General features: G+C 69.2%; 10 protein-coding genes. 8 read left to right on the top strand and 2 right to left on the bottom strand.

Annotated elements, in window-relative coordinates; genetic code table 11:
* Positions 1-159 precede the first annotated feature (159 nt).
* The 4 genes from NR798_RS34340 (at position 160) to NR798_RS34325 (ending at position 6,593) form a co-directional block, all read left to right on the top strand.
* Positions 160-2,220: a S46 family peptidase gene (locus tag NR798_RS34340; protein WP_375766760.1), complete on the top strand. Its 2,061-nt coding sequence runs from the start codon at positions 160-162 to the stop codon at positions 2,218-2,220.
* Between the two features lie 97 nt (positions 2,221-2,317).
* Positions 2,318-3,778, top strand: a complete 1,461-nt coding sequence (locus NR798_RS34335) for a hypothetical protein (RefSeq protein WP_375766759.1) — start codon at positions 2,318-2,320, stop codon at positions 3,776-3,778.
* 23 nt (positions 3,779-3,801) lie between these two features.
* A complete protein-coding gene (locus NR798_RS34330; RefSeq protein WP_375766758.1) occupies positions 3,802-5,214 on the top strand; it encodes a hypothetical protein in 1,413 nt (470 codons plus the stop codon).
* 65 nt (positions 5,215-5,279) lie between these two features.
* Positions 5,280-6,593, top strand: coding sequence for a M18 family aminopeptidase (locus NR798_RS34325; protein ID WP_375766757.1), 1,314 nt, complete (start codon positions 5,280-5,282; stop codon positions 6,591-6,593).
* A 1-nt stretch (position 6,594) separates the two neighbouring features.
* Here the strand turns inward: NR798_RS34325 and NR798_RS34320 are convergent, their stop codons facing one another.
* Entirely contained in the window at positions 6,595-7,281 is a 687-nt protein-coding gene (locus NR798_RS34320) for a Crp/Fnr family transcriptional regulator (RefSeq protein WP_375766756.1), read from the bottom strand.
* A gap of 371 nt (positions 7,282-7,652) precedes the next feature.
* On the opposite strand from NR798_RS34320, the gene NR798_RS34315 reads away from it, so the two are divergent.
* The 3 genes from NR798_RS34315 (at position 7,653) to NR798_RS34305 (ending at position 12,592) form a co-directional block, all read left to right on the top strand.
* On the top strand, positions 7,653-9,593 hold the full coding sequence (locus NR798_RS34315) for a protein kinase (protein WP_375766755.1): 1,941 nt from the start codon (positions 7,653-7,655) through the stop codon (positions 9,591-9,593).
* A gap of 49 nt (positions 9,594-9,642) precedes the next feature.
* Complete coding sequence (locus tag NR798_RS34310; RefSeq protein WP_375766754.1) at positions 9,643-11,235, top strand: adenylate/guanylate cyclase domain-containing protein; 1,593 nt, start codon at positions 9,643-9,645, stop codon at positions 11,233-11,235.
* A gap of 115 nt (positions 11,236-11,350) precedes the next feature.
* The gene (locus tag NR798_RS34305) at positions 11,351-12,592 is read left to right on the top strand and encodes a cyclic nucleotide-binding domain-containing protein (RefSeq protein ID WP_375766753.1); all 1,242 of its coding nucleotides are present in this window, start codon (positions 11,351-11,353) and stop codon (positions 12,590-12,592) included.
* A gap of 5 nt (positions 12,593-12,597) precedes the next feature.
* On the opposite strand, the gene NR798_RS34300 is transcribed toward NR798_RS34305, so the two are convergent.
* The gene (locus NR798_RS34300) at positions 12,598-13,005 is read right to left on the bottom strand and encodes a hypothetical protein (protein WP_375766752.1); all 408 of its coding nucleotides are present in this window, start codon (positions 13,003-13,005) and stop codon (positions 12,598-12,600) included.
* A 388-nt stretch (positions 13,006-13,393) separates the two neighbouring features.
* On the opposite strand from NR798_RS34300, the gene NR798_RS34295 reads away from it, so the two are divergent.
* Positions 13,394-14,689, top strand: a complete 1,296-nt coding sequence (locus tag NR798_RS34295; RefSeq protein ID WP_375766751.1) for a hypothetical protein — start codon at positions 13,394-13,396, stop codon at positions 14,687-14,689.
* The last annotated feature ends 2 nt before the right edge of the window (positions 14,690-14,691 follow it).

Genomic DNA, 14,691 nt, shown 5'->3' with positions numbered 1-14,691 from the left:
CCGCTCTCGCACGCCGACTCCGTCCTGTGGAGGTCACCTCGATGGCGCGAGCGTGTCCGGGCGGACGGATGGGGACGGTTCCCGCGCGTGAGTCTTTGACCCGACTCCCCGGGTGGGTGAGCAATCCAGCGCGAGCTGCGCTCAAAGGAGACTTCGCACATGACCCGGCTGCTTCCCGTCCTCTTCCTGCTCACCGCCGGGCTCGCCCGCGCCGATGAGGGGATGTGGACCTTCAACAACTTCCCCTCCGCGCTGGTGCAGTCCCGCTACGGCTTCTCCCCGAGCCCGGAGTGGCTGACGAAGGTCCGGCTCTCCGCGGCGCGGATCGCCGGTGGCTGCTCGGCCAGCTTCGTGTCGCCCACCGGGCTGGTGATGACCAACCACCACTGCGTCCGCGATTGCGTGCAGCAGCTCTCCACCCCGCAGAACGACTTCATCGTGAAGGGCTTCTACGCGGCCAGCGCACCGCAGGAGCGCCAGTGCCCGGCCATGGAGGTCAACAAGCTGCTGGAGATCTCCGACGTCACCGACGCGCTGACGAAGGCCACCCAGGGCAAGGAGGGCGCGGCCTTCCGGGATGCGCAGCGCGCGGAGATCTCCCGGTTGGAGAAGGCGTGCGCCACCGCTCCGGACGTCCGCTGTGACGTGGTGACGCTGTACCAGGGCGGCATGTACAACCTCTACAAGTACCAGCGCTTCCAGGACGTGCGGCTGGTGTTCGCCCCCGAGGAGGCCATTGCCTTCTTCGGCGGGGACCCGGACAACTTCGAGTTCCCCCGCTACGACTATGACGTGTCCTTCGTGCGCGTGTACCAGGACGGCAAGCCGGCCAAGGTGGACAACTGGCTCCGCTGGTCCGCCAAGGGCGCGCAGCCGGGCGAGCTGACCTTCGTGGCCGGACACCCGGGTGGCACCTCGCGCCTGCTGACGGTGGAGCAGTTGCGCTACCAGCGCGACTACGCCCTGCCCGAGCGCCTCTTCCAGATTGCCCAGCTGCGCGGGCTGCTCGACGAGTTCCAGCAGCGCGGCCCCGAGTTCACCCGCATCTCCAACAGCCTCAAGTTCGGCATCGAGAACGCCTACAAGGCGCTGGTGGGCCGGCGCGAGGCGCTCGTGGACCGGGACTTCTTCGCCAAGAAGGCCGCCGAGGAGCAGAAGCTGCGCGACTGGGTGAAGGCGGATGCCGAGCGCCAGAAGCGCTACGGCCAGGCCTGGGACAACATCGCCCGGGCCACGGACACGCTGCGCGCCATGCGCACCCGGCTGCGGTTGCTGGAGCAGGGCGCCGGGGCGGGCTCGGACCTCTTCGGCTACGCGCGCATGCTCGCCCGCTCGGCCGACGAGCTGTCCAAGCCCAACGAGCTGCGCCTGGAGGAGTTCGCCGAGGCGCGCAAGCCGGAGCTGGAGCAGCAGCTCTTCAGCCCCGCTCCCGTCTACCCCAAGCTGGAGGAGGCCCTGCTCACCTTCTACCTGACGAAGCTGCGCGAGCAGCTCGGGCCGGATGATCCGGTGGTGAAGCAGGTGCTCGGCAAGCAGTCCCCGCAGGCGCTCGCGCGCAAGGTGGTCTCCGGCTCCCGGCTGGCCAATGCCCAGGTGCGCCGCCAGCTGTACCAGGGCGGTCCGGAAGCCATCCGCGCCTCGAAGGATCCCATGCTGGAACTCGCCCGCGCCCTGGATGGCGAGTCGCGCGCCGTCCGCAAGCGCTTCGAGGAGGAGGTCGAGTCCGTCATCGACCAGAATGGGGAGCTCATCGCCCGGGCCCGCTTCGAGGCCTACGGCACCAGCACCTACCCGGATGCCACCTTCACGCTCCGTCTGTCCTTCGGGCAGGTGAAGGGCTTCACGGAGGACGGGAAGCCGGTGGAGCCCCTCACCCGCATCGCCGGACTCTACGAGCGCGCCACCGGGGAGGACCCCTTCCGCCTGCCCCCCAGCTGGCTGCAGGCGAGGCCTCGCCTGGACCTCCAGACACCATTCAACTTCGTGAGCTCCAACGACATCATTGGCGGCAACTCGGGCTCGCCCATCTTCAACAAGGACGCGGAGATCGTCGGCATCGTCTTCGACGGCAACATCCAGTCCCTGGGCGGCGAGTACGGCTTCGACGAGTCCGTCAACCGCACCGTGTCCGTCCACGGCCAGGGCATCCTCGAGGGGCTGCGCAAGGTCTACAACGCCCGCCGGCTGCTGGAGGAATTGGGGCAGGGTGGGGGTGGGTAGGATACGGCCCGCGAAAATCCGTTCGAATCCAGGCAGTATGTCCGCGAGACGAGTTCGTTAACACGTCTGCGGGCCTTACGCCCGAAGGGAGGTATGGATGCGAGCGGCCATCTTCATCTCGGTTCTCCTGGTGGGAGGGCTGATGGGGTGTGCCTCGCGGCCGGTCTTCATCCGGTTGGAGCCGCTGGAGGAGGCCGTCTACGAGCACCCCCTGGAGGAGGTCTGGCCCGCGGTGCAGGGCTGGATGAAGGACGGCGGGTTCCGCTACCGGGAGGACGCGGCCAACTTCGTGCTGCAGACGGAGTGGCGCGAGGAGTTCCCCGGCTCGGTGATCGCGGGCTACTGGCACCGCTACACCGTCGTCGGCAAGCGGGAGGGCCCGGCGCGCAGCCGGGTGTGGATCATCCGCACCAGCCGCAGCCCGAGCGGAGCCCCCATCTACGCGGCGAAGCAGCCGGACTGGGACGTGAACCGCGTGCCGGGCCCCGCCAATGACGGCCTGCCGGGTGGGGAGCTGCGCCCGGAGGAGTACGACGTGCGCATGCCCAACATCGAGCCGAAGTTGCGCTTCGTGCCCGAGGAGTCCGTGTCGGGCCTCGTGCTGCCGGAGGCGATGGGCGCGGCGGGTGAGTCGCTGCAGGGCGCGCGGGACTTCGGGATGGAGTGGGAGCTGAAGGAGCGCATCATCCCGGAGCTGGACGCGCGCAAGAAGGGCCTGGAGGAGCGCACGCTGGCGGCGACGAAGCAGGAGCCGGGCAATGGCCTCATCGAGTGCGGCATGTCCATCATCGGGCTGTCGGGGCAGGCGCAGAAGGGCCGGGTGATTCTGCTGGGCGAGCTGCACGGCACGCGCGAGGTGCCCCGCTTCGTGGCGCTGAGCACCTGCCAGGTGGCCTCGCGGGGCACCCCGGTGACGGTGGGCCTGGAGATGCCGGTGGAGAACCAGGAGCGCGTGCGGCGGTTCATCGCCAGCGCCGGCACCGAGCATGATCGGGCGCTGCTGATGGAGAGCCCCTTCTGGCGCAGCCCCTACCCGGATGGCCGCAGCAGCGAGGCGGTGGCCCAGCTGTTGGAGCAGCTGCGCTGGCTGCGCGCCCAGGGCCTGGACGTGGAGGTTTTCGTCTTCGATCACCCGGAGCTGCAGGGCGAGGTCCGTGAGGCCGCCATGGCCCGGAGCGTCCTGTCCCAGGTGGAGGCGGGCAAGGAGCGCTTCTTCCTCATCGCCACCGGCAACATCCACCCGCGCACCCGGCCCGGCGTGCCGTGGGACCTGGGCTACCGCCCCATGGGCTACATGCTCGCCCGCCAGCTGTCCTCCTCCGTGGTGTCGCTGGACGTGGCCTTCGCCAGTGGCACGGCGTGGATCTGCTCGGTGGGGGAGACGCTCGAGTGTGGGGAGCGGCCCACGAAGGGGCAGAACAACGGGGACCGGTACTTCGTCTCGCTCTTCAAGGAGCCGAGCGAGTCCGGTTTCCACGGCGTCTTCTACGTGGGGGCGGTGTCGGCTTCGCCTCCGGCGGTGCGTCTGGACGGCGCACAGGCCATCGAATCCAAGTGAGAGAACCCAGGAGGAAGTGCTGAATGAGAAGGATGGCCTTCGGTTGTCTGCTGCTGCTCGTCGCCGCGCTGTCGGGGTGTGCCGGACGTTTCGTGGATTTCGCCCCCGATGAGGAGGCCATCTACGAGTACCCGCTCGACGAGGTGTGGCCGCAGGTGCGCACCTACTTCTCGTCCCGGGGCTTCGTCTTCCGTGAGGCGCCGGGCGGGGCCCAGCTGGAGACGGAGTGGCGCGAGGAGTTCATGGGCTCGCGGATCGCGGCCTACTGGCACCGCTACCTGGTCGTCGCCCGGCCCGAGGGCGCCAACCACACCAAGCTGATCATCACCCGCGAGACGCGCAGCGCGAACAAGGCGCTGAAGGCCCCGGGCAGTGAGCTGATGTGGAGCGTGGACGGGCGCACCGGTGACAACCCGTCCGGCCTGGGCAGCGACACGGCGGTCCGGCTGGCGATGCAGAACGTCGCGGGCGACAACGCCGTCCTCGGCGAGTCCCAGCAGTCCGCGCGCGACATGGTGCTGGAGTGGAAGGTGTTCCGGAACCTCTCCCCGCTGCTCATGCAGCACGCGAAGAAGTCCAGCGAGAGCCCGGACGTGGTGGTGACGCGGGAGGACAACATCGAGTGCGGCGTGCCCATCCTGGGGCTGGGCAAGCTGGCGCGTCCCGGCAACGTGGTGCTGCTGGGCGAGCTGCACGGCACGCAGCAGGTGCCGCACTTCGTGGCCCAGAGCGCCTGCCAGGTGGCCACCCAGGGCATCCCCGTGACGGTGGGCCTGGAGATTCCGGCGGCGAACCAGGAGCGGCTGGAGGCCTTCCTCACCAGCGCGGGCACCGAGGCCGACTGGGGCAAGCTGATGGAGAGCCCCTTCTGGCGCAGCCCCTACCCGGATGGCCGCAACAGCGAGGGCGTGGTCTACCTCATCGACGCCCTGCGCAAGCTGCGCGGCCAGGGGCTGGACGTGAACATCTTCGCCTTCGATCAGCCGGCGCTGCAGGGTGACGCGCGCGAGGAGTTCATGGCGGGCACGGTGCTGAAGGTGGCCCAGAAGTCCCCGAAGCGGGCGCTGCTGGTGCTGAGCGCCAACGTCCACCCGCGTCAGGTGAAGGGCCTGCCCGGGGCTCCGGACTACCGCCCCATGGGCCTGCGCCTGGCCGGGGAGCTCTCCAACGTGTACTCGCTGGACATCGCCTACAACAGCGGCACGGCCTGGGTCTGCGCCATGACCCCGGACGACAAGCTGGACTGCGGGGTGAAGCAGACCAAGGGCGAGGACAACGGCGGCCGCTACTTCGTTCAGCTCTTCGGCGGCCGCAACCGCCATGGCTACCACGGCATCTTCTACGTGGGCGCGGTGACGGCCTCCCTGCCGGCCGTGTACCAGGGAGCGGAGCCCGCCGGCAGCCAGCAGGCCACCGTGCCCGGCTCGGCCAACTAACCGCTACCCGGCAGGGCCTCGCCTTTCCTGTGGCGGGGCCCGGCGGCGGCGCTAGCCTGGAGGGGATGACTCCCTCCGATACCGACGCCGCCGCCAATGACTTGTTGGCCTTCATCGATGCCTCGCCCACGCCCTACCACGCGGTGCGCGAGAGCATCCGCCGCCTGAGCGCCCAGGGGTACCGCGCCCTCGATGAGCGCGAGCCCTGGGACCTCAAGCCCGGTGACAAGGTGTACGTCACCCGCGGGGACACCAGCATCGCCGCCTTCCACCTCGGCACCGTGCCGGTGGACCGCGCCGGCTTCCGCCTGGTGGGCGCCCATACCGACTCGCCCAACCTGCGCCTCAAACCCAACGCCTCCGTGTCGCGCTCCGGCTTCCACCAGCTGGGCGTGGAGGTGTACGGCGGCGTCCTCTTCAGCACCTGGATGGACCGCGACCTGTCGCTCGCCGGCCGCGTCGTGTCCGCCAGGGACGGCCGCCTCTCGCGCCACCTGGTGGACTTCCGCCGCCCGCTGCTGCGCATCCCCAACCTCGCCATCCACCTCAACCGCTCCGTCAACACCGACGGCCTCAAGCTCAACGCCCAGGAGCACCTGGTGCCGGTGCTCGCCCTGGAGCGCTCGGGCGCGGTGGACCTCAAGGCGATGCTCTGCGCGGAGCTGGCCCGCGGCGGCACCCAGGTGGAGCCGGCGGACATCCTCGGCTTCGACCTGTGCCTCTACGACTTGCAGCCGCCCACCCGCTCCGGCGCCTCGGGCGAGTTCCTCCACTCGGCGCGCCTGGACAACCTGGCCAGCAGCCACGCCGGCCTGTCCGCGCTGCTCGCCATGAGCGGGCCGCGCGAGGCCACCTGCGGCGTCGTCCTGTACGACCACGAGGAGTGCGGCAGCGTCAGTGCCCAGGGCGCCGCGTCTCCCTTCCTGAAGGATCTGCTCGAGCGCATCACCCTGGCGCACTCGGACGGGCGGCGCGACGCGCTGCACCGGGCCATCCACCACTCCTTCCTGGTGTCGGCGGACATGGCGCACGCGCTGCACCCCAACTACGCGTCCATGCACGAGCCCAAGCACGCGCCCGTGCTGGGCGGCGGCCCCGTCATCAAGTCCAACGTCAACCAGTCCTACGCCACCGACGGAGAGACCGCGGCCTGGTTCGCCCTCTGCTGCCGGGAGGTGGGCGTGACGCCGCAGAACTTCATCACCCGCACGGACCTGGGGTGCGGCAGCACCATCGGCCCCATCTCCGCGGGCGAGCTGGGCATCCGCACCGTGGACGTGGGCAACCCCATGCTCTCCATGCACTCCATCCGCGAGATGGCCGCCGCGGCGGACGTGGCGGCGATGATCTCCGTGCTGCGCAACGTCTACGTGCGCTGACTCACTCCACGTTCATGCGCAGGTTGTCGGGCTCCAACAAGGTGATGCGCCCCTCCTCGTAGGACAGCAGTCCCTCGCGGGCGTAGAAGCGCAGCCACCGGTTGGTGCTCTCGCGGGTGAGCCCGGCCAGGTTGGCCAGCTCGGTCTGGGTGAGCCGGGAGGTGATGGCCACCCCCTCGCCCTCGGTGCCGGGCTGGCCCTGCGTCTGGGCCAGGTCCAGCAGCACGCGCGCCAGCCGGGCGCGCGCATCCAGGAAGTTGGCGTCGTGGACCGTCTGGGTGACGCGCCGCACCATCCGGCTCAGCTCGGCCAGCAGCGCCGGCACCACCTGGGGCCGCTCTTCCAGGAATCGGCGGAAATCCCCGCGGCTCAAGCTCAGCAGCGCCGTCTCCTCGCGCGCCACCGCGTCCGTCGAGCGGGGCGCCTCGTCCAACAGCGCCAGCTCTCCAAAGGCAGCTCCCGGCCGCAGCAGCGCCAGGGTGACCTCCCGCCCATCGGCCGAGCTGAGGCGGATGGTCACCTCGCCCTTGCGGATGATGAAGAGGTCCGTCCCCACGTCGCCCTGGTGGAAGAGGATCTCCCCCCGGTTGAAGCGCCGCGGTTGCAGGCTGGAGGAGAGCCGCTCCAGGTCGTCGGACCCAAGCGACGAGAAGAGGGGAACCTGGGAGAGGAGCTCCGAATAGGACATGGCGCGCGGCTTTCCTGGGGGCACTGCCCACCCGTTTTCATCTTGCCCGCAGCCATGCCACCCGGCCAGGGCTGAACGAGCCCCCGCCAGGTTCCCCGCCCTGGCTGCTCGCGGGTGCGCAGGATTTGCGCGGATTGGAGCTGAAACCATTCCAGTGCTGTCACAGCGGGGGAGCACCCGAGGCCCGCTCTCCACCCCCCCGGCAATTGTGCGATGATGTTCCAACGTGGAGAAGCGGGGAGCGGTGGATGCATCCTCCCCTTGCGCCGGGATTGGCAATCCCGGCAAGTCCCTGAGGCGGGTCGAGGAATATGTCGGGACGCAGGATTGGCAGCAGGTATGTGTTGGAGCGTCAGGTCGCGGGTGGCGGCATGGGTGCCATCTGGGTGGCGCTCGACTCACAACTGCAGAGGCGGGTGGCGCTCAAGCTGATGACGCCCGAGCGCATCGCCTCTTCCTCCGCGCGCCACCAGTTCGAGCAGGAGGCGAAGGCCGTCGCCCAGCTGCGCAACCCCCACGTGGTGCAGATCCACGACTACGGCGTCGACGGTGACACGCCGTTCATCGTGATGGAGCTGCTGGAGGGGGAGGATCTCGAGACGCGCCTGGAGCGGCAGGGCCGGCTGGCTCCGGCCGTGGTCGCCTCGCTGCTCAATCAGATTGCCCGGGCCCTGGCCGCGGCCCATGCCTCCGGGGTCATCCACCGGGATCTCAAACCGGCCAACCTCTTCCTCGCCCGGGTGGACAGCGACGAGGTGATGAAGGTGCTCGACTTCGGGCTGGCGCGGCTGGATGCCGGCCGCGCGGCTCACTCCGAGCAGCCGGGCAGGGTGATGGGCACCCCGCGCTACATGAGCCCCGAGCAGATGCGGGGCGAGGCCTGGGTGGACCACCGCACGGACGTCTGGGCGCTGGGGGTGGTGGCGTACCGGGCCCTCACCGGCCGCTTCCCCTTCTCCGCGGATGCGCTCGGGGAGCTGGGCGTCAGTGGCACCCTCACGTTCGCCGAGCCGCCCTCCACCCTGGTGCCCGAGCTGGGCCAGGGGGTGGATGCCTTCTTCTCACGCGCCCTGGCGCCGGATCCTACGGGCCGCTTCCAGTCCGCGCGGGAGCTGGCCGCGGCCTTCGCCTCGCTGGTGGAGGCCAGCCGCCCCTCCCGGGCCGCGAAGATCCTGGTCATCGATGACGAGCCGGACGTGGCGCTGTTGATGAAGCAGCGCTTCCGCAAGCACATCCGCGACTCGGTCTACACCTTCATCTTCGCCTCCGACGGCGAGGACGCGCTGGAGAAGCTGCGCCAGCACCCGGACACCGATGTCGTGCTGTCCGACATCAACATGCCGAGGATGGACGGGCTCACCTTCCTGGCCCGGGTGGGCGAGGTGAATCCGCTCGTCAAGGTCATCATGGTCTCCGCCTACAGCGACATGAGCAACATCCGCGTGGCGATGAACCGCGGGGCCTTCGACTTCCTCGTCAAGCCGCTCGACTTCCAGGACCTCGACGCCACCCTCACCAAGGCGCTGCGGTACGTGGCGGAGTTCCGCCAGATGGTGCGCTCAGCGGAGGAGAACCAGCTGCTGCGGATGTTCGTGCACGGCGGCGTCGTGGAGCGGGCGCTCCCGTTGACGCAGGGTCCGGACATGATGGGCGGGGAGCGGGTGGAGGCCACGGTGGCCTTCCTCGACCTGGAGGACTTCACCCCGGTGCTGAGCCAGGAGCAGCCCGAGGCGGCCGTGCGCCGGTTGAACGCCAACTTCGAGGTCATCGTCCCGGAGCTGCTCTCGCGGGGCGGGGTGGTGGACAAGTTCGTCGGGGACGCGGTGATGGCCGTGTTCCGGGGACATGGGCACCTGGGCCGGGCCCTGGAGGCCTGTCTGGCGGCCCGCCAGCAGCTGCGCGCCATGGCCTTCCGCTCCGGGGACTCCTCCCCGTATGCCCATGGCCTCTGCATCGGCGTGGACTCGGGAGAGCTGATCTGCGGCAGCATCGGCGCCAAGGGGCTGGGCCGGCTGGACTACACGGTGCTCGGAGAGACGGTGAATACCGCGGCCCGCCTGGCCTTGCTGGCCGGGAGGGATCAGCTCCTCATCGGCGCGCACCTCCTCCCGAAGGTGGAGCCGGGCTTCGAGTGCCTGGCGCTCGGACAGCGGAGCCTGCCCGGCTCCAGCTCGGAGCTGACCGTCCATGAGATCGTGGCGCGCCGGGAGCAGCGGGTGTCCAGCTCGGACCAGACCGCCTCCATCGAGGTGCATGCGTCCCCCACGCCTTCGTCACAACCCCCCGCGCTCGCGGCCGCGAAGGCAGGCTAGCCCCGGCCTCGGGTACGGGTGGTAACGTCCAGGTTCTATGCAGCTCATCATGAATCCGGGCCTGCTGGACGAGCAGGTCTTCGAGCTTCCCGAAGGCTCGGTGACGATTGGCCGTACGGAGGAGAGCACCATCTGCGTGCTCCACAAGAGCTTGTCGCGGCGGCATGCACGGCTCGAGCGTGACGGCGAGCGGATCCTCCTGGTGGACCTGAACAGCAAGAACGGGACGTTCGTCAACGAGGCCCGGGTGGAGCGCCACGAGCTGCGCAGCGGCGAGGCCTTCCGCTGTGGCGAGGTGCGCTTCAAGCTGGTGTCCCCCACCCGGCCGCTGCCGGTGGATCTCTCGCCCACGCAGGTGCAGCCGCTGCAGACGCGGTTCTCTCCCGGCTCCATGGATGAGCTGCTGGAGCGGCACTCGGAGCCCGGTGAGGGCTCGGCCCTGAAGGTGCGGCACGCCAACCGGGAGAACCGGGCCAACGACAAGCTGCAGGTGTTGCTCAAGGTGAGCCAGTTGCTCTCCTCGCCCGGCTCCATCGACGCGCTGCTCGAGCGCATCCTGGACCTCGTCTTCCAGATCATGGAGGTGGACCGGGCGGCCATCCTGCTGGTGGATGCCGCCAGTGGGAGGCTGGTCCCCCGGGTGGCCCGGACGTCGGCGGGCGAGGCTCCCTCCGGCCCGTTCTACAGCCAGCGCATCGTCGACTACGTGCGCTCGCACAGCGTGGCGGCGCTCTTCTCCGACGCCCGGTTGGATCCCCGCCTGGATGACGCCGCCTCGGTGGTGTTGCAGTCCATCCAGGCCTCCATGTGTGCCCCGCTCAAGCCCCGGGAAGAGGTGCTGGGCGTGCTGTACGTGGACAACCTCTCGCGGCCCAACGGCTTCAGCGAGGAGGACCTGGAGTTCCTCACCGCCTTCGCCAACCAGGCGGCCATCGCGCTCGACAACTCGCTGCTGGCGCGGCGGATCGAGGAAGAGGCGGTGCTGCGCAACGTCTACCTGCGCTTCTTCCCCCCGGCCACCCTCAAGAAGCTGCAGATGGCCAAGGGCGGCCCCCTGGAGACCATCGAGACGGAGGTGACGGTCCTCTTCTCGGACATCAGCGGCTTCACCGCGCTCTCCTCCACGCTGGAGCCCCGGCAGGTGGTGGACCTGCTCAACGACTACTTCCCGGTGATGGCGGACATCGTCTTCCGGCACGAGGGGACGCTGGAGAAGTACATCGGTGACGCGCTGATGGCGGTGTGGGGCGCGCCCTTCTCGCACCCCGACGACGCGGACCGGGCCGTGCGCGCCGCGGTGGAGATGCAGCAGGCGCTGGCCGAGCTCAACGAGCGCTGGCGGAGCCAGGGCCGGCCCGAGCTGAAGATCCACGTGGGCCTGAACACGGGGCGCGTGGCGGCCGGGAACATCGGCTCCGAGCAGTACGTGCAGTACGCCACCATTGGAGATGCCACCAACGTGGCCAGCCGGGTGTGTTCCGCCGCCGGGGATGGGGAGATCTGCATGAACGAGACCACCTTCCAGAGCTGGCGCGAGCGGAACTGGCCCTTCATCCAACTGGCCCCCATCGGGGTGAAGGGCAAGAAGGAGGCGCTGACGCTCTACCGGCTGGAGTGGCGCGATCCCTCCGCGACGGTGTGACGCGCCTCACGCCCGGGCTGTTGGCTGCGTCACTTCCGGGCCGGGCCCCCGGTGGCAAAAGAGAGATGTTCGCGGGCTGGGAGTGAGCCGCGAGAGTTCATCAGGGAGTCACGCCATGGCCGGGAATCTTCGTGAGCACAAGGACAACGCCGCCCACCTCTTCGCCAGCGGGAGGTTGGAGGAAGCGCTCGCCGAGTACCAGCGCGTGGCGGTTGCCGCCCCGGAGGACCTGGCCAGCCGCCAGAAGGTGGCGGAGCTGTTGCAGCGGTTGAACCGCAAGCAGGAGGCCATCGAGACGTACGCGGCGGTGGCGGATGGCTGGGCCCGGCAGGGGTGGCTGCTGCGGGGCATCGCGCTGTGCAAGGTCATCCTGCAACTGGACCCGGGCCATGGGCGGACGCAGCAGCGGCTGGCGGAGCTCTACGCGCGGCGCATGGAGACGCCGGCGCGGGTCATCCAGACGGTGCCGGTGGCGGTGGTGCCCGAGCCTTCCCGGCCGGCACAGCCCGCGGCGCTCGCGGCCCTACCGCGCATCCCCATCTTCTCGCAGCTGGGCCAGGAGTCCTTCGTGGCGCTGCTGGAAGGGTTGGAGCTGAAGACCTTCGAGGCGGGGGCTTCCATCGTCACCGAGGGGGAGCTGGGCACCTCCATGTTCGCCATCGTGGAAGGCCGCGTGGACGTGGTGCGGTTGCTGGAAGGGGGCCAGCGGCGCAAGGTGGCCGCCATGGGCGAGGGGGACTTCTTCGGGGAGATGGCCCTGCTGTCCAAGAGCCCGCGGCTGGCCAGCGTGGTGGCCACCGAGCGCACCGTGGTGCTGGAGCTGACGCGGGCGATGGTGGCGCGGCTCATCCAGCGGGACGCCTCGGTGGGGCGGGTGCTGCGCTCCTTCCACCAGGAGCGGCTGCTGGCCAACGTGCTGCGTGGCAACAAGCTCTTCGCCTCCCTGGCGCCCAAGGAGCGCGAGGCCGCGGCCCAGGCCTTCCAGCTCGAGACGCAGCCGGCGGGCAAGACGCTGCTCGTCCAGGGCCAGCCGGGCGAGGCCCTCTACCTGCTCCTCCGGGGCCGGTGCCGGGTGACGCACCGCCACCCGGACGGGAAGGAGAGCCAGTACCCGCTGCTGCGCGAGGGAGACGTATTCGGCGAGCTGTCGATGATGCTCGGTCTGCCCGCCACCGCCACCGTGCGCACGGACGCGCCCTGCACGCTGCTGCGGCTGGACCGGCAGGCCTTCGAGAAGCACGTCCTCGTGCAGCCCGGGGTGCGTGAGGCGCTCTCGCGGCTGAGCACCGAGCGCCTCCAGCGCACCGCCCTGCTCGTCTCCGGGCACGAGCCGCTCGAGGGCGACTCGCGCGTCTGAGCGGGCTACAGGCCTGTCTCCCTTCGCTTCTCCGCGAGCGCCTCCAGAAGACCCTGACGCAATCGGCTGGAGCGGGGGAGCCGGAGCAGGTGCCGTTTGGTGTCGTCGAGCAGGCGGCGGGCCTCGTGAGCGTCATGCTCCGGGTGCTGCTCACACCACATGGCGTAGAGGCAGGCCACATGGTAGCGGCGCTCCACATTCGAATAGCCCAGCCGCTGGATGCGCCGCAGGGTGCGCCCGAAGACGGGCCAGTCACAGCCGTGCCCGAAGGCCTCGGTGAAGAGCCTCTCGGCAACACGCCGCCGTAACTCCTTGCGTTCGAAGTCCGTCTTGACCACCGACTTCAGGAGGTGCCGTTCCAACGCCTTGTATCTGGCCTCCAGCTCCTCGAAGGAGTCATCCTGGGTCGCCACGATGAGCTGGTCGAAAGCCCGTGCGACTTCCCTGGAGCGGCGCTCGGATGCTTTCGACGGTCTTTTCACTGGCAAGGCCGTCCATCCCTGAGCTTGTCCGGCCAGATTCCCTTCTGCTGCATACACATATCCCGGCAGATGGGGCAGAGGCTGTGCCCCCAGGTCTCACTCTCGATGCCCTGAATGCGAGTCTCGAGACACCGGCTGAAGGCCACGTTGCACCTCCGCTTGATCTCCTCGTTGGACAGAGGCACCGGGCAGTTTTCGATGTCCTGCCAGTCATCCTTGGTGGAGCAGGCCACCAGCAACAAGCAGAGACCGGCTGACGACAGACGGGAGAGTGTGTGGCGCCGGAGTGCTTGAAGGTCACTCATGAGAAACGTGTAGCATGGGCTTCATGAGCGCCCCCCGGGAGCCGCCTGGCCCGTTGTCCCCTTCACGACAAGCGCACGGCGGACGATTCGGCTTCAGGTTTCTGGCTCTCCTGCCGCTCGGAGCGGCCAGTGTCCTGTTGATGCTCCTGTTCCTTCGCGAGCGGGAGCCGGTAGCTGCACACAGTCCGGATAACCCGGTGGCGGACACCGCGCCAGCGCTCCTTCTGCGCGCCTGCCAGGCCTTGGAGGATGCCAGGTTGGACGAGGCCGAGGAGGCCATCTCCCGGCTCCGCACCACAGCGCCTGACCGCCCCGAGCCACTTCTGCTGCGGAATCTCCTGGAACAACGCCGCAAGCTCCTCGCTCCTGGCTGGGGCCAGGCGTTCCTCCAGGCTTGGAACGAGGTGGGCCGGCCGGACCTGCGTGACAGTTCTCTCCTGCCACCCGCATTCCGTCCCAAGGCGGATGCCTCCTCGCTCCTCTCCCAGGTCTGGCCGCGTGCCTCCGCCGAGGCCTTGCCCACCCTCGCCATGGCGATGCCCTCTCTCTCGGAGGAGCAGGCTCGCGGGTTGCTACGACACCTCTCCTCGCTCGAGGATACGGCTGCGCTCGTGGCTCTGCTCGATCCGCGCAGATCTTCGCTGTTTCCAGAAGTGCTCCATTCCGAGGCCGAGGCCACACTGATTCAACGCTTGCGGTGGCTCTCCAGGGACGCCTCACGTGCCATGCTGCCTCGCTTGACGTTGCTCTTGTCTGGCACTCGAGGAGAGGAGAGCTTCAATGCACAGGAGTTGAAAACGCTCGAGGCCATTTCCACGCTCCCCAGCTGGCGGGAGACCTCCTTTTCCCAGACATTCCTTCAGGCCCGTGGTCTCCTGCGAGACTCGGCTCTTCCCGATGCCGCGACGAGAGCCTTTGGCGTAGCCGAGCAGACCGTGGGCGCGGGTGTGGCACTCCTGCTTCAGCGGCGCGCGGAGGCCTCCTGGTCTCATCTATCGGCCGAAGAGCAACGCTGGCTCGGGCGCATGCTCTGGCACATCGGCCAGCGGATGGCGGAGGCCACCAGTCTGCTGGAGCACTCGGTGGGCACCCTGTTGATGGAGCTCGGCGCGGAACACATGGGGCAGATGTGCGACCTCGAGCAGGCCAGGAGGCGGGACGACATGGTGCGTGAGGGACTCCGGGCCTCGCTCGCGGCCAGCATCGAGCGTTGGCCCCTGCCTTCGCTCCTGGAGGATTTGGAGTCCTCCCGTGCGCGTCACGAACTGACCTGGCTGCGTGCCTTCACCGGTCACGCGGAACTGCCTTGACT

The organism is Archangium gephyra (assembly GCF_042230915.1).
Classification (GTDB): domain Bacteria; phylum Myxococcota; class Myxococcia; order Myxococcales; family Myxococcaceae; genus Archangium; species Archangium gephyra_B.
The sequence above is the reverse complement of the archived record's forward strand: the minus strand, read 5'-3'. Positions and strand labels throughout refer to the sequence as shown.

Bases quoted from the DNA above. Each gene is read 5' to 3' on its own strand.
- NR798_RS34340 (WP_375766760.1), top strand. From the start codon at position 160: ATGACCCGGCTGCTTCCCGTCCTCTTCCTGCTCACCGCCGGGCTCGCC.
- NR798_RS34335 (WP_375766759.1), top strand. From the start codon at position 2,318: ATGCGAGCGGCCATCTTCATCTCGGTTCTCCTGGTGGGAGGGCTGATG.
- NR798_RS34330 (WP_375766758.1), top strand. From the start codon at position 3,802: ATGAGAAGGATGGCCTTCGGTTGTCTGCTGCTGCTCGTCGCCGCGCTG.
- NR798_RS34325 (WP_375766757.1), top strand. From the start codon at position 5,280: ATGACTCCCTCCGATACCGACGCCGCCGCCAATGACTTGTTGGCCTTC.
- NR798_RS34320 (WP_375766756.1), bottom strand. From the start codon at position 7,281: ATGTCCTATTCGGAGCTCCTCTCCCAGGTTCCCCTCTTCTCGTCGCTT.
- NR798_RS34315 (WP_375766755.1), top strand. From the start codon at position 7,653: ATGGGTGCCATCTGGGTGGCGCTCGACTCACAACTGCAGAGGCGGGTG.
- NR798_RS34310 (WP_375766754.1), top strand. From the start codon at position 9,643: ATGAATCCGGGCCTGCTGGACGAGCAGGTCTTCGAGCTTCCCGAAGGC.
- NR798_RS34305 (WP_375766753.1), top strand. From the start codon at position 11,351: ATGGCCGGGAATCTTCGTGAGCACAAGGACAACGCCGCCCACCTCTTC.
- NR798_RS34295 (WP_375766751.1), top strand. From the start codon at position 13,394: ATGGGCTTCATGAGCGCCCCCCGGGAGCCGCCTGGCCCGTTGTCCCCT.